This window comes from Siphonobacter aquaeclarae, from assembly GCF_900103285.1.
GTDB classification, from domain to species: domain Bacteria; phylum Bacteroidota; class Bacteroidia; order Cytophagales; family Spirosomataceae; genus Siphonobacter; species Siphonobacter aquaeclarae.
Window position 1 is genome coordinate 59,926 of sequence record NZ_FNGS01000011.1, and the last position, 23,478, is coordinate 83,403.

Here is a 23,478-nt window from a genome sequence, read left to right on the forward strand (position 1 = left end):
ATGCCCGCCTCGTAAGGAGGCGGGCATTTTTAGTATGGAACTACAGCGCCGGATGGTTTCGATGGGGTTCTACCACCGCTTGGGAGACGCTTGTTCATATGACGCGCTACCCCATGCCCCATGCCCCATGCCCCATGCTCACTCATACCCCTTCCCCACCAGCTCCACTTCTTCCCCGATGGTATCGAGGAAGGCGGTGTGGGTCATGGGCTGGCTGAACATCGGGAAGTCTTTCGCCAGGGCATTGTCGTGCTCTTCCTGGCTGAGCGTGGCGCAGCAGTCAGTCAGGGTGATGACGTTATAGCCTTTTTCGTAGGCCGTCCGCATCGTCGACTCCACGCAGCAGTTAGTCAGAAAGCCACCGAGCGCGATATTCTGAAAACCACGGCTCCGGAGTACAAAATCAAGGTTGGTACTGGCGAACCCGCACAAACCGCGCTTGCCCTCGATGATGAGGTCATCCGCATGCGGTTTGAGGTCGCTGACGATTTCCGCACCCCAGGTGTTTTTCTTGAAGGCGCCGTTGTCCTTCACTCCCTTGAGAATACCGTAGGGATTGGGCGTCAGTTCGTGGTAGTCCGACGTAAATGAGATCGGCACGTGGACGATCGTCACGCCCGCCTCCCGGGCTTTCCTGACCGTTTCCACGGTGTTGGCGAGCATGTTGGTCGCATCCATTACTCCCTTCACGCCGCCATGAAATACGCCGCCTTCGGTGGTGAAATCATTCTGGAATTCAATGAGGACGAGGGCCGTCCGTTCCGGTGCTAACTTCATTGTTGTTCAGGGTTAAAAATGGTCAGATAAAAGGCCCGGGATCCGTCGCTTACGCAAAGAGGAGCGCCGCGCCGAAGACTCCGGCACTGTCGCCCAGTACGTTGCGAACCACGAGAATATCGGGTTTGGGTGTAAAAACGTGTTTCTGTGCCCGCTCCAGTCCTTCTGTATACAGGAAATCGACATTGGAAACGCCCCCGCCGAGAACAATCAGGTCCGGATCGAGCAGGTTGGTGATAATGGAAATGGCTTTGCCGAACTGATCGAGGAGGCGCTCGATCGTGGCCGCGGCATGTGGGTCCGTATTCCGGCGTTCGATGATTTCGGCCAGTGACCGCTTCTCGCCCGACAGCTTTTCATACCAGGCCTGCAGGGCCGGGCCGGCGATGACTTTTTCAACGCAGCCGGTATTGCCGCAGTAGCAGGGTCCTCCGGTTTCATCCAGGAAGATATGTCCCCACTCGCCGCCAATCCCCTGGCGACCGCCCCATACTTTCCCGTTGATGACAACGCCTCCACCGACGCCCGTGCCGAGTATGACGCCGAATATCACCTGAGCATCCGGTGCTACGGCCGGTCCGGCGCCCATCAGCGCTTCTGCCAGAGCGAAGCAATTGGCATCGTTGGCCAGTTCGCAGCGAACGCCCAAACGCGCTTCGAGGTCCTTTTTCATCGGCTGGCCGTTCATCGCGACTGTGTTGCACCCGCGCATCGTCTGCGTGACGGGGTCGAGTGTGCCGGGCGTGGCGAAACCGATTTTTTCCGGTTTGTCGCCGAGTTCTTCGATTACCTGGCCGACGAGCTTTTCGATCTGACTGAGAATGTGTTCATAGCCCCGGTCGGCTTCGGTCGGGATCCGGCGGCGGATCAGTACTTTCTTGATATCAGCGGCATCCAGGACGGCGCATTCGATTTTCGTGCCGCCCAGGTCAATTCCCCAAAGAGTATTCACCCAATTACAGTTTAGTATTTCGGGGCGAATAAAGGAGCTAAATACCTTGCCAGCAAGTTTCTTTTCATTTTCCGGACGGGCACAAAAAAACCTCCGCGGAAACGGAGGTATATCGTATCGGTAAGGTATTTCCTGCTAGTGAATCTGGCTGAACGAAACAACCGTCAGCAGCAAACCGAGAATCAGTATAGCGACGATCAGGTAATCCGTAGCGGCAATAGATTGTGAGGGTGTACGAGTTTTCATGTTCACTTGGCTTCTAAAAGGTTGAAGTATATTCTGAAGGTTGATCAAATATAAAAACAAAATTGTTACGATATCCAAAGGGAAACGCCTTGCCAGGGCGAAGGGCTACCCTATATCAACGGCTGCCGGAACGTTTCGGTTTTGCCGGCGGCCCAAAATTAGTTGACAATTCGCAAAGATGGCAATCAAAAAACGCATAACTGCCCTCGAAACAACTACCAAATACCTATTAACCTGCTGGTTTTCAGTGGGTTTATTTTAAATATTTTATTAATGTTATTTTTTGTTAACGGTCAAAAAAAGTTAGCCGGCCTGCATTTTCCTGAATAAAAAAAGAAGTACAGCGCGGAATTCTGCCGGAATGAACTGACAGATTGACATCCGGGCGGGCAGAGGAATGGAGTTTTTCGGTAAACTCTCCAGACGATTCTTACTGCATCACCCATGGAAAGCACCACTTTCAACGAAAAAGGCAACATCTCGATTCACACCGAGAACATTTTCCCGATCATCAAGAAATTTCTCTATTCCGACCATGAGATTTTTCTCCGGGAGCTCGTTTCCAATGCCGTTGACGCCACCCAGAAAATCAAGCGCCTCGCCTCCATCGGCGAATACACCGGCGAACTCGGCGACCTGAAAATCAAGGTTTCGGTCGACAAAGACGCCAAAACCATTACCATCAGCGACCGGGGCCTGGGGCTCACCGCTGAGGAGATCAAAAAGTACATCAACCAGATCGCCTTCTCCGGCGCGCTGGAATTTGTCGAGAAATACAAGGACCAGGGCGTCGAACGCGGGGCCATCATCGGCCAGTTCGGGCTCGGGTTTTACTCGGCCTTTATGGTCGCCGAATCGGTCGAAATCATCTCCCGCTCCTACCAGGACGCGCCGGCAGCCCGCTGGGTATGCGACGGCTCGACCGAATTTGAAATCACCGGCGCGGAGAAAGAAGACCGCGGCACGGATATCATCCTGCACGTCGCTCCCGACTCCGAAGAATTCCTCGACTCCTTCCGTCTCAAAAGCATCCTCGAAAAATACGGACGCTTCCTGCCGGTAGAAGTGGAATTCGAAGGCGAAGTGATCAACGAAACCGAGCCGATCTGGACGAAAAACCCGACCGATCTCACCGACGAAGACTACCTCAGCTTCTACGAAAAGCTGTATCCCTTCTCGGAAAAGCCGCTTTTCTGGATTCACCTCAACGTCGACTACCCCTTCAACCTGACGGGTATTCTGTACTTCCCCAAAATCAAGAACGAACTGCAGCTCAGCCGGGAGAAGATTCAGCTCTACAGCCGTCAGGTATTTATTACGGACGAAGTAAAGGATGTCGTTCCCGACTTCCTCATGCTTCTGCACGGAGTGATCGATTCACCGGATATTCCGCTGAACGTGAGCCGCAGCTTCCTCCAGGCCGACGCCAACGTCAAGAAAATCAACGGGTACATCACCCGGAAAGTCGGCGATAAACTCGTCGAACTCTTCAAGGCAGATCGTGCCGCCTACGAAGAGAAATTCGGAGATATCGGCCTGTTTGTGAAATACGGGATGATTTCCGATGAGAAATTCTACGACAAAACCAAAGATATTGTCCTCCTGAAAAGTGCCGGAGACGCCCCCTACGCTACCCTGGACGAGTACCGGGAGAAAACCCAGGCGACGCAACTGGACAAGGATGACAACCTCGTCTGGCTGTATACCACCGATGCCGCCAAACAGGATGCCTATATTCAGTCGGCCGTTTCCCGCGGATACGACGTGCTGGTACTCGACACAATTATCGATCCGCACTTCATCGGTAAGCTGGAACAAAAACTCGAGAAGACTTCCTTCAAGCGCGTAGACGCCGACAGCCTCGACAAGCTGATCGACAAGGGCGTTACGGTAGAAAGTATCCTGACGGACGACGAGAAAAAAACGCTCAAAGAACTGTTCGAAAGTGTAGCCGGACAAGCCTATACGGTTGACGTACAGCCGCTCAGCGCAGATGAACTGCCCGTGGTACTGACCCAAAACGAATTCATGCGCCGGATGAACGACATGTCGAAAGCCGGCGGGCAACCGTCTTTCTTCGGTAACATGCCGATGTCTTACAACCTGATTGTCAACGCCAACCACCCCTCTATTCTCCGCGTGAAAAACGCCGGCGACCAGGGGCTGGCGAAACAACTGGTAGACCTCGCCCTCCTTTCGCAGGGACTGCTGTCAGGCGCAGGTCTGACGGAGTTTATCAAGCGGACGGTAGCGGGATTGTAAGTTTCAAGGGAATGAAAAGCCTCCGCTGACGAATCAGCGGAGGCTTTTTTTGTCAGGGCTTCGTTGCTTTTTTCGGTTCCGGTTTTCGTACTTCTTTGACGGTTACCTTCTCAACGGCCGGGCCGTCCTTCGGTTTCGCCTTGAATTCGATCACTTCGACTTTCGGCTGTTCCTTCACGATCACCTTTTCAACAACCGTCCCGTCTTTGGGTTTGGCCCTGAATTCTACCACGTCGACTTTGGGCCTTTCTTCTACGACTACCTTTTCGACAACTGTGGCCTTCCGGGGCTTCGCCTTAAAGTGGGAAATATCCACTTTGGGAGGATCGAGGGGCCCAGACTTATCCAACTCTGGTGGCGGAGGCGGCGGCTCCGACGGATCCCGAATGGAAGGCGGCGCTGGCGGAGGAGGCGGTGGCGGGAATTTTCCACGGACACACCAGACGTCCGGGTACCGGTTTTTCTCGACATCATCGTTGAGAAGCAGCCGGTAGACCATTCCGCTCTTCCGGTTGCGACGGTTTTTCCACCCGATGTAAGCATTGGATTGTTCAATACTTACAAACCTGACTGAAACTTCCGGCTTGTCCGCATACCGGGCAAAATAGGTGTCCCAGCCATCCGGAACGAGGGATTTCCAGTTTCCGCCCGATGCCTTGACAGACTTTACAAACTTATCGTACTCCCGGTAATTGACGGTATAAGGCATCCACTCGCCTGATTTGACCTCTTCGACCACCGGGGCCAGCGGCGCGGGTGGTGGTGGCGGAGGGACTTTCCCCGGAGGAGCCGGCGGTGGCGGGGGAGCTACCGGCGCCTGAGGAGGCGCGGGCGGAGCCGGTACCTGCTGCGCAAAGAGCATCACGGACGCTGCCGTAAGCGGCAGTACCAGCAAAAACAGCGCTTTTTTCATTGTTTGAGAGGGTTTAGTGAGCAAAAACTGAATCCGGCTTTTCAACGGTTCTTTCGCAAAGCGGTTCGACAGGGCCGGGCCGGCCGGAACGGCGAGTTTCAGCAGCAGGTGAGCGTACTCTCTGGTTTCGTATTCGGCAGACATCCGCTCGTCGACTTCGTATTCGTGCAGGTCGGTCAGCGACCGCCCCCACCAGTAGACCACCGGATTCGCCCAGCCAAACGCCTTGGCGCATTCAATCAGCAGGCGGTCGGCCGAATGCCTGAGGTGGTAATGCAATTGCTCATGGCGCAGTACCTGCTCCTGCTCCCGGGCCGAAAGCAAATGATCGTTCAGAAATACGCGGTTGAAAAAGGAAGCCGAGGGAACCGTTTCGCTCCGGAAGACCGTCAGGTCATTCCATTTCGTCCGCTCCCCTTTCCTCATCAGGCGGGATACCAGCGCCAGCCGGGTACCGATGCGGAGCAGGAGGATAATCGCCACTGCACCGTAGAGGCGTTCGCCCCATAGCATCCAGTCGATGGGTTCTTCGGTCACCGACGCAGCGGCGACCGTTACCACCTGAACCTCCTGGGGTTCCTGGTCAAAGGCAACGATCTCCTCCGTCCGCGGCAGTACCGGCAAAACGGGAATAACCAGACTCAGCGCCAGCGCAAGCAGCAGGTAGTACCGGTTCCAGGTATGAAAGGATAGCTTTCGCAGCAGCAGCCAGTAAACGGCGTAGAATCCGGCGAGAATCAGGGAAGATGTCAGCAGGTAGTGCATGGCGCGTCAGTTTCCGTCGATGAGCTTGCGGAGCGCATCGAGCTGTTCGGGAGAAATCTGTTCTTCCTTGGCCATGAACGACAGCAGGCTGACGGCCGAACTGTCGAAGTACCCGTCGAGCAGGCGTCGCAGCCCGTTTTTCCGGTACTCCTCCTTCGAAATGCTGGCGAAGTACTCGTACGTCCGGCCATACGCCTTATACCCCAGGAATCCCTTGTTTTCAAGAATACGTACCACCGACGACACAGTATTGTACGGCGGCTTTTCCGGCATGCGCTCCACCAGGTCTTTCACGAAAAAAGGCGCATCCAACTCCCAGACGGCCAGCATGATACGCTCTTCGGTTTTGGTTAGTTCTTCCATGTTTTCCGATTGATGAATCAAAGGAATAACGGATTTTTCAATTAAACAACTGAAAGTTCAGTTAATTAACTAAAAAATTAATTTTAAAGCTTTAAGCGGTAGGCTTTAGGCTATGGGCAACACAACCGGATCGGTTCGGCGTGCCTACGGCTTAAAGAAAAAACCCGACCGCCTCCGGACGGAGACGGTCGGGTTTTAAGAGACAGGTACGGCCCCGCTTACAGCCTATAGCTTAAAGCTTACAGCCTAAAGCTTACAACTCCCTAAGCTACTTCTCCTGCGCGCCCGGTTCCCAGGTATTGTCCTTGCGGTTGACGTCGGGAATCGTGATGCCGCTGAGGGTGATTTTTTTGATGGGCTTATCGAATTTTTTCTCGACATCGAAGCTCGTAGCGCCGGTTTTCCAGATACGGGCGGTTTCGTTGATTTCTTCGCTGGTATCGTCGTTGAAGAGGACAATCAGGCGGAGGGGTACCGGCAGGGAGCCTTTGCGGTCGACGCGGATTTTGGTTTTGCCTTTCTTCACTGATACTTCGCCGATACCCAGGTCCGGATAGCCCCGCTCAAAGAACCAGGGTTTCCAGTACCACGACAGGTCTTCCTTCAGGTAATCGTTGAAAGAGAAAAAGAAGTCGTACGGCATCGGGTGCTTGCCATTCCAGCGGGCCATGTACTCCTGGAGAGTAGCTTTGAACTTCTCCTGTCCGAGCATGTCGCGAAGGAACGTGTATGCCTGCGACGGGCGCATGTACGTAGCAATGGTATAAGCGTTTCCGGTAAGGAGGTTCGTCGGTACCATCATGGGCTGTTCCTGTTCCTTGCCGGCAAACATGTCGAAATACTGGGCGTTACCCTGTTGCGGGATAAACTTCTTGGCTGCTCCCGGGGTATCGAATTCCATCCAGTTGGGCAGCGTCTGTGCCCAGCCTTCGTCCATCCAGGCGTACTTCCGCTCGTTGATCCCCATGTAGAAGGGGAAGTAGGTATGCGCGATTTCGTGGGCAGTTACCTCTGCCGCGAAGGTATGCGGGTAAGAGCCATCGTTCACGAACATCGGGAATTCCATCCCGCCGGAGCCGTTGAATACCGTTTCGTTGGGATACGGGAAAGGTACTCCCGGCAGGTACGTCGAGAAATACTCCACACATTGCTTGGCATACCGCGCCACTTCCGGAAAATCCCGGCTGGTGGGGTGGTACACGGCGGCAACACCGGTACGGCGGCCGGTTTTCGCATCCGCCAGCGCACTGGCAGCGTCCCAGAGGTACGTATCCGAGGCAGCAAATACGAAATCGGGTACGTGCTCCGCTTTGAAAGAATAGGTATGCTTGCCGTCTTTGGCAACGGTAAGGCCGCCTTTTTCACGGTCCTGCTGAGTAACGATACGGATGACCTCGTCAGACGTCCGCGAACGCTTGTACCGGTCGAGGTACTCCGCTGCCAGGATTTTCTCCGGGTTCTGCCATTCGCCGGTAGCCCAGACGAGGTGCGTGGCAGGTACGGTGATCTCTACTTCGTAATTGTTGAAATCGTTGTAAAACTCCTTCTGACCGGTGTAATCGAGGCGGTCCCAGCCCTGGAGGTCGTCGAATACGGCGATCTGCGGATACCAATAGGCCACCATGAAGGACGACTTGAAGTAGGTACCTTCCCGGATGTGGGATTTAGCCGGAATGAGGTAGGTCCATTTGACATCGAGGGTAAGTTCGTTGCCGGTGGCCAGCCCGCCCTGAATCGGGACAAACATATTGGTGCCGTTCCGTTGGGCACGGGCCCTGGTTCCGTTGACGAGTACTTCAACGATCTCGACGCCGTCGTCGTTGATATCAGCGGGGTCGATTTCCCGGTCGTCCCGGTTGGCGTCTTTCTTGAAAATATCCGGATAAAGGCGGATAACCAGGTTTTGCAGGCGTTCGGGGCTGTTGTTGGTATAAACTACTTTCTCCGAACCGGTGATCCGCCGCGTAGCCGGATCCAGTTCTACCTGAATCTTATAGTTTGAATGATTCTGCCAGTATTTGGCTCCCGGTTTTCCGTCGGTACTGCGGGTACCGCTTGCATAGGCTTTCTGAATTTCCAGGGGCACCGGCAGGTTTTGCACATCCTGGCTGAAGGCAGGTCCGAAGATAAGTGCGGCCGCTGCCATCATTCCGGCTTTTCGAAACGAAAATGGCATGATGAAGTTACTGTTTGGGTGAAAAACGGACGTAATGTACGGAAGAAAGCGTGTTTGTCCCGATTCGTCGACGGAAATGCCCTTTTGCAAGCCTAAAAACAGATCAGCGGGACGCTTACGAAAATTCCAGTATTTCTTCCTTTTCAGCGGGAAGTTTGTCCCACCAGGTTTTCTTCAATATCAGGCTGCAGGCAAACAGTATTCCGCCCACGACGGCCAGGTGCCGGTACATACCCGTGATGGCGTACATCGGAAGGAGTGTCAGGCAGCATTGGGCCGCGACGCCGATCGCGACGTTTAATGTATCCCGCCAGGCGCCCCGGTTGGGCCGGAACCCCGGATCGTCGGCCTGTACCCGCTCACGAACCGGCTTCCAAAAGCCCCAGGGGCGTACGGTCCGGTAAAATTCGTTCAATGTCCGCTCGTCCGTCGGCGGTGTCAGGAGCGATCCGGCCACGCATCCGATCAGCGACAGCCCGAACAACACCGGAAAAAAATACAGCTCCAGCGTATCCGGAAATACCACCGGCAGAATCAGGGCGGGCACGATTCCGGCGAGCATTCCCCAGAAAAAGCCGCCTGCGTTGAAACGCCACCAGTGCCATTTCAGCACGTTGGCGGCAACATACCCGCCATATAGGGCTGAGACGATCCATTGCAGGATACTGTTGACATCACGGGCGTAGAAACCCATCCATATTCCGAGTCCCGCCACCAGTATGCCGGCTCCGTAATTCATCCAGGCAACCTGCCGGTTGCCGGCGTCCGGCTTCAGGTATTTCAGAAAAATATCGTTTACCAGGTATGCCTGGGCCGCATTGAGCGTCCCGGCGAAGGTTCCCATAAACGCTGCCAGCAATCCGGCCAGGAGCAGCCCCAGCAACCCCGCCGGTACAAACTGCAGTATGGCGGCAGGGAGTATCTTCTCAAAATCAATGCTGTCGCCGGTTTTCAGCCCCAGCTGATCAAAATACAGCAGAGCCAGCACGGCAAAACCCGTTACCATCGCATAGCGGACAGGCAGCAGCACCACCGACACGAAGCCGCTCATCTTCGCGGCGTCCCGCGGGGAGCGCGCGGAGAGTACCTTCTGCATGTCATAGTTTGGCGCCGGACCGGCCAGGCTCGCCAGAATGCCCTTGAACGTCATCAGGGCAAAAAATATCCCGAACAGTGAAAAGCCATCGGAGCTGATCTTTTCGTTGACTTCGTCGAAAATATCTGTCCAGTCGAGGTCGTGGAGCGTCCACCCGAAAAACGGATCAAACCAGCCATGCGGTACCGGCAGGTAGTGACCCTGCATGTGTACGATGGCAATTCCGGCGATTACAAACGCGGAAACCGTCATGATCGCATACTTCAGCACATCTCCGACCACGATACTGGTCATGCCCCCCAGAATCGCATAAAACACGGCTACCGCAGTGAATACGCTTCCGTAGAAGTGCGGAACGTAGGCTGGTTTAACGTCGAACGGCAGGTATTCCGCCACGCTATCATACGGCAGGAAAATCTCCACGAATTTCCCCAGTCCGACAAACCCGTACGCCAGAAATCCCAGGCAGCTCAGCAAGGCAAATACCACGACGATCGTATGCGAAGCCGTAACACCCGGACCGGTTCCGAACCGCGTTCCGATCCACTCCGCGCCGGTCGTAACATTCGAGCGCCGCAGCCAGACCGACAGGTACATCATCATGAAAACCTGGTTGAACACCGGCCACAGCCACGGTATCCACAGGCTTTTGAAGCCGTAGACAAACGCCAGGGATACCATCCACATTGTACCCGAGATGTCGAACATATCCGAAGCGTTCGACAGCCCGAGCAGGTACCAGGGCAGTTTCTTCCCACCCAGCAGGTAGGCTTCCTTGTCCTGCGAGGCACGTTTTTTCAGTACCAGACCCAGTACTATAACCGCCAGCAAGTAGGTAACGACGATACCAACGTCGAGGGCAGACAGCTTCATTTTTGCTTCGTTGATCCCGTTGACGGCCAGGGCCGTCCAACGAAACGCGAAGTTCCGCAAAAATTACGTGTCTATCCTACACTTATCGACATCAACGGTTATAAAGCCGGGCTGCGGCGGCCTTCTTTCCGAACCAGACGTCGGGACGTTGCGCAAATCGCCGGAAATCTTCCGCGCTGGTCTGACCGGGGTACGGTGCATAGAAATGCGTCGGATTGCCGTTCCGCCAGACCAGTACATAAGCCAGTCCGGCATCCTGAATTACCGGCGTCAATACTTCCGTCCACCAGTTGGCAACGGGCAGTTTTTCGAGGCCGGTTTCGGTAATCGCCCATATTTTCTTTTTCTCCTGCCCGATGGTCCGGAGGGTTTCGACCATCCGGCGGGTATCGGCGACGAACGTATCAGGCGTTTTCGGGCGGTGGTAGATATCAAATCCGACGATATCCACGTAATCGTCTCCCGGATAGCGCTCCAGGTAGTCTTCTTTTGACGTAAACCGGTCTGTCGAATAGGCGATCAGCAGGTTATGCAACCCTTTTTCTTTCCGGAGATAATCGACCGTATGCCGCCACAGCCGGATGTACTCTTCCGGCGTACAATGCCCCCTGCCCCACCAGAACCAGCTCCCGGTGTGTTCGTGAAACGGGCGGAAAATCAAGGGAATCGGCTCTCCTTTCGGGCCGGTCAGGGTCCGGAAATACACCGCGATTTTGTCCAGCCAGCTGTCGTACCGTTGCAGGGCAGCCGGATCGGCGAAGAGGTGACGGATGGTGGAGTCGGCCTTGTCCCAGCTCGTTTTTTCCGGGAAAAGCGGGTTGTTGAGGTGCCAGCTGAAGGTATTGATTCCGCCGCGGGCGTACACGTCTTTTACGTACTGCCGTTGTTTTTCAAAAGGGATTCCGTCGATTTCGTTCGGACTATCGGCTTCGATCCGACCCAGGTCCCACCCGAAAACGGCGGGGTATTCTCCCGTCACATCCCTGACGTCGGAGCGTCCCGGCACGTCGCGCCAGTCTACGCCATAGGCCAGGTCATCCTGATGGCCGAACAGCGTCGCTTTCGCAGCCGCCTTCCGCAAATTGCGCAGCAGGTTGCGGGTCTCGGGAGTGGCAGCGGGATCGACGGGCGACGTCTGAGCAAAGGCAGCCGATGCCAGCAGCGTCAGTATCCAGGCAATTTTTTTCATGTTGTGTTCGGAAATAGAAGAGCGACCAATTTCCGCCATTCCTTCCTTTTAAAAAAGCCGGGCTTTTACTCTTTCGAATAAAAGCCCGGTTATGGCGGCCGGATAACCGGCGTTTTCAACAGGAAAGAAAACCCTGCCGGCGTACCGGCAGGGAATGCGTTGGGTCAGTACCCGGGGTTTTGCTGCAGACCCCAGGACTGTACTTCGTTGACCGGAATCGGCAGCACCGGAATCGGGTTCACGACGTTTTGAGTGACGGCGTGCGTCATCGCTGCCGTGCGGATCGTGGCCGACAGGCTGCTGAAATAGGTACCGGTACGCACCTGATCCCAGAAATGCAGCGCTTCCATACCCAGCTCCACGCGGCGCTCGTGCCAGATGGCTTCGAGCAGGGCCTGGCCGGTGACGGTGGCAGCAATCGCGGGCAGGGCCGTTGCCGGGGTACCCGCAGCTTCATAGGTCAGGGTACCGAGCTTTGATCCCTTCGGGCGGGTAGCTTTGCGGGCGCGGTCGCGGATCAGGTTGAGGATGTCGCGGGCTTCCTGCTCCTTGCTGAGTTTGGCAGCCGATTCGGCTTTCATCAGAAGGACGTCGGCGTAGCGCATCTTGCGGATATTCTGAGGCGACTGCGACGGGGTTGTCGGTTTGACAATCGCCGCCTTGCGGTTCAGGTAGCCGGTCGCATTTTCTTCCGGGTACTTGATAATCTGTTCGATACCTACCGCGATATCGCCGTTGCCATATACGGTACACGCTTTGCGCGGATCGTTGGCTTCGAAGGCATTGACCAGGCTGGTCGTCGGGTTGTTGAAGCCCCAGCCCCAGGTACTGCGGTTGTTCTGGATGATGTTGTTTTCCGTTCCGACCCGCTGAATACCCCAGCTCACGTTTGATTCGGCAAACTGAACTTCGAAGAGTGATTCGGTATTGTTTTCGCCTTCCTCTTCGAAAATCTCCGCATAGTTGGCCGTCAGCCCGTACTGACCGGATTTCACAATCGCATCCGTCAGGTCATATACTTCCTGCCAGGTATGGCTCCGGGTATTATCGGTACCGATCTGGTACATAATGGCCCGGGCGAGGTATCCGCGGGCAGCGCCTTTCGTCGCCCGGCCCATATCTACTGCATCGTATCCGTTCTTTTCAGGAAGCAGTTCAATGGCTTTCTTGAAATCTTCTTCGATGAATGCGTAGGTCTCGCTGATCGTTGCACGCTTTGCATTGCTGTATTCCGACGGCTTCACGGGCGCAGAAAACAGCGGCAGGCCGCCGTACAGGCGCAGCATGTAGAAGTAGCAATACCCGCGAAGGAAGCGCGCCTCGCCGGTCAGGCGGTTTTTAATGGCTTCGTCGATGGGCGAGTTTTGAATATTCTGGAGAATCAGGTTCGTCCGGTACACGCCCTGGAACATGTTCTGCCATACCGCCCTGGCGATGTCATTGTTGGAATTGGCACGCCATTCCTTCAACTCGAGCATCGTCGGAAAATCACCCGGCATACTGCCTTTTTCTGCGTCTTCGGAGAGCATATCGCCGAAAATCCATTCGTAGTTGTGGGCGACGTAGTTGCCGAGGCCGTCGTTTCCTTCGTCCCACGAAATGACATCATAGGCAGCGTTGACAGCCAGAATGGCGTTGTTGGCGTCGGTGAAGTAGGTCACGTCCGTGTCCTTCCCGAGCGGATTTTTATCGAGGAAATCGCTGCAGCTCTGCAACAGGCTACCTGTCAGAACCAGCATGGCGACGTATTTCAGTTTCATAGACTTGTCTCGTTATGCTTTCGGCCGTGGAGTGCCGTCTTCCTTAAAAATTAACCGTCAGACCGGCACGCCAGGTGCGCGGTTGAGGGTAGGTACCTACGTCTACGCCGACTGCGAGCGGGTTGTAAGACCGGTTGTATCCGTATTCGCCGACTTCCGGATCAAGACCCTTGTACTTCGTGAAAGTCAGGAGGTTATCTACCGATACATAGGCCCGGAGGTTGGCCATTTTCCAGCTTTGCACGAGCGCCTTCGGCAGGGTATAGCCGAGGGTCACGTTGCGGAGGCGGAGGTAGCTGCCATCCTGTACATAGCGATCAGAGAAGCGGTAGTTCTGGTTGGCATCCTTCAGCGTCATCCGGAACTCGTTGGTATTGGTATTCGTCGGCGTCCAGCGGTTCATGCGGTCGGCTACGGAGTTCCACTGTCCCTGTGCGTTTTTCGTGAAGTAATCCAGCGCATTCACCAGCTCCACGCCCTGGGCTCCCTGGAAGAAGACCTTCAGATCGAAGTTCTTGTACCCGAGCGTCGTATTGAAGCCGTAGGTGAAGCCCGGCGTGGCGCTGCCGAGGTAGGTACGGTCCTTGTCGTCGATGACGCCGTCGCCGTTGAGGTCTACAAACTTGACGTCGCCAACCTGCGCGTTTGGCTGGATCGCCGCTCCGCTGCTGTTTTTATGTGCTTCGAGTTCGGCGGCGTTGTGGAAAATACCATCGGTTTTGAGGCCGTAGAAATAGGCGATCTCACGTCCGACCGACGTGCGGGTGATGTTTCCGACCCGGCTTACGTCTGCCGATTCGATCGGAGAACCGCCGCCAAGGCTGGTCACTTCGTTCTTGATCTTCGTGAAGTTTGCCCCGATTTCGTAGGTCAGTCCACCGACTTCGTTGCGGTACGTCGCCGCAAGCTCAATCCCGTTGTTTTTCATGCTGCCTGCGTTGACATACGGAGGTCCGACACCGGCAAATACCGGGATGGGCACGCGTACAATCATGTCGGTGGTCTTCTTGACGAAGTAGTCGGCGGTAAGCGTCAGGGCATTGTTGAAAAACGCCGCGTCGATACCGATGTTGGAACTGGTCGTCGTTTCCCATTTCAGCTCGGGGTTGCTGGCAGTAGTCGGTGCGAAACCTTCTACAATCTGCCCGCCGAGGATGTAACGGTTGCCACCCGAGAGCGTCGTCACATAGCCGTAGTTGGCGGCCGAGTTCTGGTTCCCCACCTGGCCCCAGCCGGCACGGAGTTTCAGGTTGCTAAGCTGGCGGATATTGGCCATGAAAGGCTCGTCCGTGATATTCCAGCCGGCGGCAAACGACGGGAAAGTACCCCAGCGGTTGTTTTTCATAAACCGGGAAGAGCCGTCCTGACGCAGCGTGGCGGTCAGCATGTACTTGTCGCGGTAGCTGTAGTTGGCCCGTCCGAAGAAGGAAAGAATCGATTCGTCTGACTGGCTGCTGGTTACGTTGTAGCTCGTCGCCCGGCTGGATGAAATGTAGCGCAGGTCGGCATCTGCCGGAACGTCATACGCAGTGACGCCAAAGTCGGCATACTGCACACGCTGGGCTTCCGTACCGGCCATGAAACCGATGTGGTGCTTGCCGAAGGTATTGTCATACGTGATGTAATTCGAAGCTACCCACTGGGTTTGCTCGCCGCGCAGCTCGGTCAGCTGGCTGTTGGCGCGCTGTTCCACCACGTCGATGAAGAACTTGGGCAGGTACTGCTTGTTGTGGAGGTTCTTGTAGTTCACCCCAAACTGCGACCGGAACTTGAAGTGCTTCAGGAACGACGCTTCCGCATAGGCGTTGGCATTGAGCAGGCTTTCATACCCCTTATTGCCGGCCATTTCACTCACGGCACGTGCCGGGTTGTTTTCATAGGAGATATCGGCGCGGCCCCAGTTGTTGGTCGCAGCATCCCAGGCCGGCGTGAGGGGATCTACGCGGAGGGCAGTTGTCAGTACACCGGCGTAGAGGTCGTTGTTGGTGTACGTTTTATTTGTCCGGGAGAAAGCGCCGGAAACGCCGCCCGTCAGCCATTTGGTGAGGGTATAGTCGTTATTGAACCGGATGAAATACTTCTTCATACCCGAGTTCTTCACGATACCATCCTGGCTGAAATAGGTACCGGTAATGCTGTAGCGGGAATTCTCCGAGCCGCCGAGAATATTCAGGCTATAGTTCTGAATAGCACCGGTTTGCATGACTTCTTTCTGCCAGTCGGTCCCTTTGGCGTTGCTCTGGATGGCGGCATTGAGGCGTTTGTACTGGCTGCCGGCCGGGTCGAGAACGGTGCCGTCGTTCTGGTAAGCCTCCAGGCGCAGAGTTGCGTATTCGGAGGCGGTCAGCATTTTCTGGGTTCTCCAGGCTTGCTGTACCCCGGCGTAGCCGTCAAACGAAATGCGCGCGGCTCCGGACTTCCCGCGTTTGGTGGTGATCAGGACGACCCCGTTGGCTCCTCGCGAACCATAAATAGCTGTGGCAGAGGCATCTTTCAGAATTTCCATCGAGGAGATATCTCCCGGTGCGAGGAAGCTGATGTCGGCCGTCTGAAATCCATCGACGACATAGAGCGGATCGGCGTTGTTGATCGTCCCGACGCCGCGGATGCGGATACGGCTGGCGCCGCCCGGCTCTCCGGAGTTGGACGTCACATCCACTCCGGCTACCCGGCCCTGAATGGCCTGGGTGACGTTGGGCGTGGCGATCTGTGTCAGCTGATCAGACTTGATGGAGGCGACGGAACCCGTCAGGTCACTTTTCTTGGAAGATCCGTACCCGATGACGACGACCTCGTCAAGCGATTTGGTGTCGGATTGAAGAACGATGTCGAGGGTCGACTGGCTGCCGAGCTCTATTTCTTTCGTTTGCATCCCGACAAACGAAACCACCAGGGTTTTGCCCCCGGCGGGAATGCGGAGGGTATACCGGCCCTCGGCGTTGGTGTTGGTACCGACCGTCGTGCCCTTGACGGAAATACTCACTCCGGGGAGAAGCTCCCCTTTCTCATCGGCGACCGATCCGCTGAGGGTCCGGTCCTGGGCAGACGCGATCCCGACACCCAGCAGGCTGGCGAAGAGGAAAAGATAAAGTTTTATGACGTTCATTTACAGACAATTTTTTCGGGACAAAATTATGTTTCAATCTTATCCAGCTTGTAATATTATTTTATCGTTTTTTTGAACTTATTACCTGTGTATTTTTACTATTTTACCATAAATTATTGTTATTTTCCTATTTTAACGAAATAATGCTGTCTTTTTCTTAGTTTTGTCAAACTTACGAAACGCTGATTTTCGCCCCTTAACTAATACTATGTTAGCAGCTTCGTTGGCATTCCTTTAAAACCTATTATACCTTTGCCGTATGAGTAATCTGTACAGGGAGATCACTCCGCTTACTCCGCATGACTGTTTTACGTTGTTTTCCCGTGTGAAATCGGAGTTTGACTTCCCCTTGCATTACCACGAAGAGTTCGAGCTGAACTTCATCGCCAATGCGCCGGGAACGAAACGCATTGTCGGCGATCATTCCGAAGCCATCGACGATCTGGAGCTGGTCCTGGTAGGCAGCAACCTGCCGCACGGCTGGTTCAATCACCACAATCAGAGCAAGGAAATCCGGGAGATCACGATTCAGTTTCACCGGGATTTATTCGACGAGAAGTTTCTCCGCCGGAATCAGCTGAGTTTCATCCGTACCTTACTGGAGCGCGCGTCGAAAGGTGTATTATTTTCGCGGGAGACGGTCGAACAGCTTCAGCCCCGGCTTGAAGCCCTCACCCGGAAGAGCGGATTTGACTCCGTGCTGGAATTGATGTCTATCCTGCATGACTTGTCGATTTCGCGCAACATGCGGACCTTGTCGAACGTGTCGTTTACCAATGACACGATTCATTATAACAGCCGCCGCATCGAAAAGGCTTTCGAACACATGCGGATGCATTACGATAAGAAGATTACGCTGGAAGAAGTAGCCAAAGTCGTCAACATGCCCGAAGTGTCGTTCAGTCGTTTCATTAAAAAACGAACGGGTAAGACCTTCATCGACAGCCTCAATGAGATCCGCCTAGGGCACGCGTCCCGGATGCTGATCGATACGACGCATACGATTGCTGAAATTTCCTATAAATGCGGGTTTAACAACCTGTCGTATTTCAACCGGACGTTTCTGAAGAAAAACGGCTGTACCCCCCGCGAGTTCCGAAACAACTATTCAGGTTCACGGGTCTTTGTCTAGCCCCGTTCACGCTTAACCAGACCGCATTTCCGTGCAAAGAAGAAAAGCCTTACAAAACATGGCAGCCGCCGTCGGCGGGCTGCTCGCCCTGCCCGCCTGGGCGAACGGCTGGACGCAGGAGTCGCTGAAAACCAGCGGATTCCTTACTGCGCCACAGGAAGAAATCCTCGCCGAAATCGTCGAAACCATCCTGCCGGCCACCACTACTCCCGGTGCGAAGGCCCTCGGCGTTCATACGTTCATTGAGAAAATCGTGGCCGACTGCCTCGACCCGAAAGCCCAGGAAACCTTCAAAAAAGGCCTCGCTGCAACCGACGCCTCCGCGAAACAGCTCCACGGAAAGGCCTTTACGGCCTGCGACGCGACACAACGGACGGACGTTATCAGTCGCCTGTCCGACAGCGACAAATCCTTCTTCAGCCAGATCAAGGGACTGACCGTCAGAGGATATACGTCGTCCGAATACTACATGACCAACATCGCGCACTACAAGCTGATTCCCGGACATTATTACGGTTGTGTCCCTCTCAACAAATAAGCACATGCATTACCTCGATACGAAGGCCAATACGTTCGACGCCATCGTCGTCGGTTCCGGGATCAGCGGAGGCTGGGCCGCCAAAGAACTGACCAAGCACGGGCTCCGCACCCTTGTGCTCGAACGCGGGCGGGACGTCAAACACGTCACCGACTACCCCACCACCAACATGAACCCGTGGGAGTTCGAACACCGCGGGCAGCTCCCCCGGGAAATCCGGGAGCAAAACCCCATCGTAAGCAAGTGCTATGCTTTTTACGAAGGATCGAGCCACTTTTTTGTGAAGGACGCCGAGCATCCCTACGTCCAGGAAAAGCCTTTCGACTGGATCCGCGGGTACCAGGTAGGCGGCAAATCCCTGCTTTGGGCGCGTCAGACGCAGCGGTGGAGCGACTTCGATTTTGATGGCCCGGCCCGGGACGGGTTTGCGGTCGACTGGCCCATCCGCTACGCCGATCTGGCTCCCTGGTATAGTTACGTGGAAAAATTCGCCGGTATCTCCGGAAACAAGGACGGCCTGCCGAACCTCCCCGACGGCGAGTTCCAGCCCCCGCACCAGATGAACTGCGTGGAAGATTTCTTCCAAAAACAGATAGCGGCAAAATACAAGGACCGCCACGTCATTCAGGGTCGCTGCGCGCACCTGACCGACCCCAAGCCGATTCACTTCCAGCAGGGCCGGGCACAATGCCAGCACCGGACGATCTGCGAACGCGGCTGTCCGTTCGGCGGCTACTTCAGCAGCAACGCATCGACGATTCCCTGGGCGGCCAAAACGGGAAAGATGACCCTACGCCCCGACTCCGTCGTGCATTCCATTATCTATGACGAGAAAAAAGGAAAGGCGAAGGGCGTACGTGTCATCGACGCACACACAAAGCAAATGACCGAGTATTATGCCCGGATCATCTTCGTCAATGCGGCAGCGCTGAATACCAACCTGATTCTGCTCAATTCGACGTCGTCCCGCTTTCAGAACGGCCTCGGCAACGACAATGGCCTGCTGGGCAAGTACATCGCGTTTCACAATTACCGGGCGACGGTCTCCGGTGAGTACGACGGCTTCCTCGATAAAACGACGGATGGTCGCCGCCCGAACTCGCCCTATATTCCCCGCTTCCGGAATGTTTACAAGCAGGAAACGGACTTCCTTCGCGGCTACGCAGCCGGTTTCAGCGCCGGACGCAGCTCTTATAACAAGCAAGACGGTATCGGTACCGAACTGAAAGACAACCTCTTCCGGACGGAATACGGCGGCTGGCACGTCGGTTCCCACATGATGGGCGAGACAATTCCGAAGCTGACCAATTTTGTGGCGCTGGATGCGAACCTGAAAGATCCGTTCGGTATTCCGCAGTTGCGCGTGTCTGTCGATTACGACGACAACGACGAAAAAATGACGAAGGACTACATGGAACAGCTGACGGAAATGTTCACGGCAGCCGGTTTCAAAAATGTACGTTCGTACGACAACAGTAAAAAAGCGCCGGGGCTGGACATCCACGAAATGGGCGGCGTCCGGATGGGTAAGGATCCGAAAACGTCGTTGCTCAATAAGTGGAATCAGTTCCATAACTGTAAAAACGTATTCGTGACGGACGGCGCGTCGATGACGTCTACGTCTACCCAAAACCCGTCGTTGACCTATATGGCGCTGACGGCGCGGGCGGTGGACTATGCGGTGAAGGAGATGAAGAAGCAGAATCTGTAAACACCCCTTTTTTCTGTGAAGTCTGTGTAGTCTGTGAGAAAAATAAAACCTCTCACAGACTACACAGACTTCACAGATTTTTTTCGCGGGAATGGTGGCAACCGGCTGATATTAAATTCCTACGCAATTGACTTTCCCCCATTTGTTTCCTCCGAAATTCTTCCAAACTTGGTGGTCCACAAGAAAACCACCAAGACCATGTCTACCGAATCAACCGAAAGCCAATTTGACAAACTGAAGAACCAGGCCGGCGAAAAAATCGACGCCCTTAAGAATGCTGCCTCCGAAAAAATCGACAGCCTCGCCAACGAAGGCATCGACAATCTGAAAGATCAGGCCGGAGAGAAACTGGACGCCCTCAAGGACGCGGCGGAAGAGAAATTCGATTCGCTCAAAGACGCAGCGGTAGAAAAGATTGAAAGCCTGACCGGGCAAAAGCTCGGCTCCATCGGAGACGCGGCTGAAGATAAAATCGACGAGCTGAAAGACGCCGCCGAAGAAAAATTCGAAGACCTCAAAGACGCCGCCGGCGACGCCATCGACAAGGCCAAAGGCTTCTTCTCGAATTTGTTTAGCGGAGATGAGGGTGAGGAAGAGAAGAAATAGGTATTCGTTTTCAGTTTACGGTTGCGGTCCGTTAACGGCTAACTGAAAACTGCAGACCGAAAACTGAAAACAGAAAGGGGGCTCAATAAGCCCCTTTTTCATTTTCGCCTCATCAAAAACACATTACTCACCGGTCTCTCGCCCAGGTGGTCCCAGAGTTTGTTGTCGGAGGGCATGTTGACGACGCCCTGGTCGGGCTGACCCTCGATATACATCGTCGTCGAGCCGCCTCCGTCGAGGTTCACCGCCCGGTCGCACCCGAACTGCCGCAGCAGGTAGGCCAGTTCGTGCAGGGAAAGCCCCTGTGCCTGGGCGTTCCGGCCGTCGGCAGTCACGAGCAGCAGGTGCTTGTCTTTCGTGACACAGGCGGCGGTACGCGGGTGGCGGTTATCGTTGAATGCATTCTTCTTCAGGGGAACCTCGTGGCCGTCCCAGATCAGGAGGGGTCCGGTAACCATGACATCCGGCGCGTTGAGGCGCTGATCCCAGCCGTAAGCTATATCCGGATTCTGCTCCGGGGCCCGTTCAATCCGTACCTTGCGGCCGCGGATGGTAATGGCAGCCTGTTTGTGTTCCTGGATGGGTTTCCCCGGAACATAAAGGGTGGTATCCAGCAGGCGACCACCGATCCGGACCAGGTCTTCCGAACCTCCGCCCTTTACGTGAAAGAAGGTACCGTTGACTGCAGCGAACGCGCCCGCCTTCCGGGCTATTTCCGACGTACGGACGAGGTGGCGGGTACTGTCCCCCGGCGTATCTGCCGAAGCAAATCCAAATCGTATCTTTCTGTTTTTCAGCTTGGTATCCAAAACATGAATGTTCTGATTGGAGCCAAACAGCTGACCGGCACTGCAATGCGCATGTTTCCACGTGACCCCCGGCGCGATGTCCTGAAAGGTCCATTTCGTTTTGAGCAGCGCCACGGAATCGGCGGGCGCCTGACCGAAGGCCGTACCGGCCAGCAACGTGAGGAAACAGGTAAGTCGGTTCATGAGCGTATGTTGGCGAAAATACAGGTACCCGGTCATTTCCCCGGTACCTGAACCGCAAAAAAACGATACCCGGCCCAGCGATACCATTTTAGCTCCCTTTTTTAAAAAAATAACACAGGATGAACTTTAATTAATGATATTTGAGTACCTCTTTACCCGTAATGGCCGTTTGAAACGTTGGAAACCACCGCAGCAAGGAAGAACCAGGTATTGCTTGAACTCTGGCATCGATCGCGTGCCGGAGACAAAGCGGCCTTTTGCCAGCTGACGGAGTCGCAGCGGCCTATACTGCTTAACTACGCCGGGAATTTCACCCGGGATCGCGAGCTGGCCAAGGACGTCGTCCAGGATCTTTTTCTCGGTATCTGGGAAAGCCGGCACTCCCTTGATTTACAGGTAGTCACCATCTATTTGCTCCGCGCGCTGCGCAACCGTCTGTTGGACCACCTCCGGATCGAGAGCCGCTTCACAGATGTAGGCGAAGAGGAAGGTATTCCCGATGATTTTCTGATCGAAAACCACCTGATTCTGACTGAAGATCAGTCGGATACGCGTACCCGTCTGCGGGAGGCCATTGCCCGCCTGCCCCGCCGGCAGCAGGAAGTACTGTTTCTGCGCTTTTACCAGGGGATGGACAATGACCGCATCGCTGAGGTAATGGAGATCAACCGGCAATCGGTCGCCAATCATCTTTACAAAGCATTGCAGGCGCTGAAGGCGGTATTTGTCCGCTATGCTTTTCTGTTGCTGCCGCTGCTCGGCACTTTTCTTCCCTTGCTGACTATCAGGCACTTTGCATTATTAAATTATTTTATTTAAATTTTTTCTCAGAAAAAGAGTATTTCTTTCTCTTCGCTTCGTCCTTGCTTCGGATTTATCCTAAACCCTTCATCCGAAACAAGATATGTTCCGAGACATATCCCCTGAGCAACTTGCCGCCGACGAGTCCTTCCGCCGGTGGGTATTGGAAAATAACCCGCAGGACGCGCTGTACTGGACCGGCTGGCTCAATCGCTATCCCGACCAGACGGATGCTCTTAACCAGGCACGTCGGCTCCTGCTGGCAATGCATGATACCTTTGAACAAACCACGCCGGAAGAACTGCGGGAAGAGGCCGACCGGTTTGCGGCGCTTCTGGACGTACATCCGCCGGTCCGCCGTATGCAGCCCTGGAAATGGGCGGCGGCCGCATCGGTCGTACTGCTGACAGGTCTGGGTGCATACTGGTATACCCGGCAGGAAGCAGCGCCCGCAGTGATATCCTACCGTCAGTTGCTCGAGCAAACACCTGATCCGATGGTGGAGAAAGCCAATACTACGCCTAAACCCTTACTGGTGATGCTTTCAGACGGAAGTTCGGTTATTCTCCAGCCGGAAAGCCGGATCAGCTATCCGCGGAAGTTCCGATCTGACAAGCGGGAGATTTTCCTCTCTGGTGAGGCCTTCTTCGAAATCGCGAAAGATCCCGCTCACCCCTTCTTCGTGTATGCCAATAACCTGGTGACGCGGGTCGTGGGAACGAGCTTTACGATCCGGGCTTTCGAGCAGGACAAGGATGTAAAAGTAATTGTGAAAACCGGACGCGTGTCCGTGTTTGCACGGGCGGAAGAAAAAGCCCGTGCGGTCAGTACTGCTCCCGGCGGCCTGATCCTAATTCCGAACCAGCAGGTGGTGTTTAACAAGGAAAACAGCCGGATGGTCCGCTCGCTGATCCAGCTGCCGGCTTTTGTGGAAATACCGCAGCAGGCTGATTTTCATTTCCGGCGGACGCCGGTCGCCGATGTGTTTACGACCCTGGAAAAAGCTTATGGAATCCGGATTGTTTATGACAGGGAAGTACTGCGCCGCTGTTTTCTGACGGCCAACCTGAGCGACGAACCGCTGCTGGAAAAGCTGAACCTGATCTGCCAGACCATCGATGCCCGATACGAACAACTGGACGGTGAAATCCTGATCACCGGGCCCGGATGTCAATAATCTTATTCTGCTTACCTCTGAATCTATTTCCGTTTCACTGCCA

Annotated in this window: 17 protein-coding genes; 7 read left to right on the forward strand and 10 right to left on the reverse strand. The window is 54.9% G+C overall.

The genetic code is table 11. The features are described 5' to 3' along the window. Positions 1–138: 138 nt before the first annotated feature. On the reverse strand, positions 139–777 hold the full coding sequence (locus BLR09_RS23205; protein ID WP_093208313.1) for a cysteine hydrolase family protein: 639 nt from the start codon (positions 775–777) through the stop codon (positions 139–141). A 49-nt stretch (positions 778–826) separates the two neighbouring features. Continuing rightward, on the reverse strand, positions 827–1,729 hold the full coding sequence (locus BLR09_RS23210) for an ROK family protein (protein WP_093208316.1): 903 nt from the start codon (positions 1,727–1,729) through the stop codon (positions 827–829). Between the two features lie 690 nt (positions 1,730–2,419). Here BLR09_RS23210 and htpG point away from each other — a divergent pair. Further along, a complete protein-coding gene (htpG, locus tag BLR09_RS23215; protein WP_093208318.1) occupies positions 2,420–4,237 on the forward strand; it encodes a molecular chaperone HtpG in 1,818 nt (605 codons plus the stop codon). A gap of 52 nt (positions 4,238–4,289) precedes the next feature. Here the strand turns inward: htpG and BLR09_RS25380 are convergent, their stop codons facing one another. The 7 genes from BLR09_RS25380 to BLR09_RS23255 all read right to left on the reverse strand — a co-directional run bounded on the left by BLR09_RS25380 (position 4,290) and on the right by BLR09_RS23255 (position 16,478). Then, positions 4,290–5,915, reverse strand: coding sequence for a M48 family metalloprotease (locus tag BLR09_RS25380; RefSeq protein ID WP_143011200.1), 1,626 nt, complete (start codon positions 5,913–5,915; stop codon positions 4,290–4,292). 6 nt (positions 5,916–5,921) lie between these two features. Further along, positions 5,922–6,278, reverse strand: a complete 357-nt coding sequence (locus tag BLR09_RS23230) for a BlaI/MecI/CopY family transcriptional regulator (protein WP_093208328.1) — start codon at positions 6,276–6,278, stop codon at positions 5,922–5,924. Between the two features lie 268 nt (positions 6,279–6,546). Beyond that, on the reverse strand, positions 6,547–8,454 hold the full coding sequence (locus BLR09_RS23235; protein WP_143011201.1) for a M1 family metallopeptidase: 1,908 nt from the start codon (positions 8,452–8,454) through the stop codon (positions 6,547–6,549). A 115-nt stretch (positions 8,455–8,569) separates the two neighbouring features. Next, positions 8,570–10,423: a sodium:solute symporter family protein gene (locus BLR09_RS23240; RefSeq protein ID WP_093208650.1), complete on the reverse strand. Its 1,854-nt coding sequence runs from the start codon at positions 10,421–10,423 to the stop codon at positions 8,570–8,572. Between the two features lie 91 nt (positions 10,424–10,514). Further along, a complete protein-coding gene (locus BLR09_RS23245; protein ID WP_093208654.1) occupies positions 10,515–11,612 on the reverse strand; it encodes a glycoside hydrolase family 26 protein in 1,098 nt (365 codons plus the stop codon). Between the two features lie 164 nt (positions 11,613–11,776). Next, positions 11,777–13,372: a RagB/SusD family nutrient uptake outer membrane protein gene (locus BLR09_RS23250; RefSeq protein ID WP_093208333.1), complete on the reverse strand. Its 1,596-nt coding sequence runs from the start codon at positions 13,370–13,372 to the stop codon at positions 11,777–11,779. 43 nt (positions 13,373–13,415) lie between these two features. Continuing rightward, on the reverse strand, positions 13,416–16,478 hold the full coding sequence (locus tag BLR09_RS23255) for a SusC/RagA family TonB-linked outer membrane protein (protein WP_093208337.1): 3,063 nt from the start codon (positions 16,476–16,478) through the stop codon (positions 13,416–13,418). A gap of 259 nt (positions 16,479–16,737) precedes the next feature. Between BLR09_RS23255 and BLR09_RS23260 the strand changes: the two genes are divergently transcribed. The 4 genes from BLR09_RS23260 (at position 16,738) to BLR09_RS23275 (ending at position 20,465) form a co-directional block, all read left to right on the forward strand. Then, positions 16,738–17,610: an AraC family transcriptional regulator gene (locus BLR09_RS23260; protein ID WP_093208339.1), complete on the forward strand. Its 873-nt coding sequence runs from the start codon at positions 16,738–16,740 to the stop codon at positions 17,608–17,610. A gap of 58 nt (positions 17,611–17,668) precedes the next feature. Next, entirely contained in the window at positions 17,669–18,148 is a 480-nt protein-coding gene (locus BLR09_RS23265) for a gluconate 2-dehydrogenase subunit 3 family protein (protein ID WP_093208342.1), read from the forward strand. Between the two features lie 4 nt (positions 18,149–18,152). Beyond that, positions 18,153–19,859: a GMC oxidoreductase gene (locus tag BLR09_RS23270; protein ID WP_093208344.1), complete on the forward strand. Its 1,707-nt coding sequence runs from the start codon at positions 18,153–18,155 to the stop codon at positions 19,857–19,859. Between the two features lie 198 nt (positions 19,860–20,057). After that, positions 20,058–20,465: a hypothetical protein gene (locus tag BLR09_RS23275; protein ID WP_143011202.1), complete on the forward strand. Its 408-nt coding sequence runs from the start codon at positions 20,058–20,060 to the stop codon at positions 20,463–20,465. A gap of 98 nt (positions 20,466–20,563) precedes the next feature. Here BLR09_RS23275 and BLR09_RS23280 read toward each other — a convergent pair whose 3' ends face one another. Beyond that, positions 20,564–21,457, reverse strand: a complete 894-nt coding sequence (locus BLR09_RS23280; protein ID WP_176785650.1) for a phosphodiester glycosidase family protein — start codon at positions 21,455–21,457, stop codon at positions 20,564–20,566. A gap of 177 nt (positions 21,458–21,634) precedes the next feature. On the opposite strand from BLR09_RS23280, the gene BLR09_RS23285 reads away from it, so the two are divergent. Together BLR09_RS23285 and BLR09_RS23290 are read left to right on the forward strand one after the other, a co-directional pair. Next, complete coding sequence (locus BLR09_RS23285; RefSeq protein WP_093208352.1) at positions 21,635–22,276, forward strand: RNA polymerase sigma factor; 642 nt, start codon at positions 21,635–21,637, stop codon at positions 22,274–22,276. 85 nt (positions 22,277–22,361) lie between these two features. Further along, positions 22,362–23,435: a FecR family protein gene (locus BLR09_RS23290; protein ID WP_093208354.1), complete on the forward strand. Its 1,074-nt coding sequence runs from the start codon at positions 22,362–22,364 to the stop codon at positions 23,433–23,435. The last annotated feature ends 43 nt before the right edge of the window (positions 23,436–23,478 follow it).

Coding starts and splice junctions, on each gene's coding strand:
- BLR09_RS23205 (WP_093208313.1), bottom strand. CDS start 777: ATGAAGTTAGCACCGGAACGGACGGCCCTCGTCCTCATTGAATTCCAG.
- htpG (WP_093208318.1), top strand. CDS start 2,420: ATGGAAAGCACCACTTTCAACGAAAAAGGCAACATCTCGATTCACACC.
- BLR09_RS25380 (WP_143011200.1), bottom strand. CDS start 5,915: ATGCACTACCTGCTGACATCTTCCCTGATTCTCGCCGGATTCTACGCC.
- BLR09_RS23230 (WP_093208328.1), bottom strand. CDS start 6,278: ATGGAAGAACTAACCAAAACCGAAGAGCGTATCATGCTGGCCGTCTGG.
- BLR09_RS23235 (WP_143011201.1), bottom strand. CDS start 8,454: ATGCCATTTTCGTTTCGAAAAGCCGGAATGATGGCAGCGGCCGCACTT.
- BLR09_RS23240 (WP_093208650.1), bottom strand. CDS start 10,423: ATGAAGCTGTCTGCCCTCGACGTTGGTATCGTCGTTACCTACTTGCTG.
- BLR09_RS23245 (WP_093208654.1), bottom strand. CDS start 11,612: ATGAAAAAAATTGCCTGGATACTGACGCTGCTGGCATCGGCTGCCTTT.
- BLR09_RS23250 (WP_093208333.1), bottom strand. CDS start 13,372: ATGAAACTGAAATACGTCGCCATGCTGGTTCTGACAGGTAGCCTGTTG.
- BLR09_RS23255 (WP_093208337.1), bottom strand. CDS start 16,478: ATGAACGTCATAAAACTTTATCTTTTCCTCTTCGCCAGCCTGCTGGGT.
- BLR09_RS23260 (WP_093208339.1), top strand. CDS start 16,738: ATGAGTAATCTGTACAGGGAGATCACTCCGCTTACTCCGCATGACTGT.
- BLR09_RS23265 (WP_093208342.1), top strand. CDS start 17,669: ATGGCAGCCGCCGTCGGCGGGCTGCTCGCCCTGCCCGCCTGGGCGAAC.
- BLR09_RS23270 (WP_093208344.1), top strand. CDS start 18,153: ATGCATTACCTCGATACGAAGGCCAATACGTTCGACGCCATCGTCGTC.
- BLR09_RS23275 (WP_143011202.1), top strand. CDS start 20,058: ATGTCTACCGAATCAACCGAAAGCCAATTTGACAAACTGAAGAACCAG.
- BLR09_RS23280 (WP_176785650.1), bottom strand. CDS start 21,457: ATGAACCGACTTACCTGTTTCCTCACGTTGCTGGCCGGTACGGCCTTC.
- BLR09_RS23290 (WP_093208354.1), top strand. CDS start 22,362: ATGTTCCGAGACATATCCCCTGAGCAACTTGCCGCCGACGAGTCCTTC.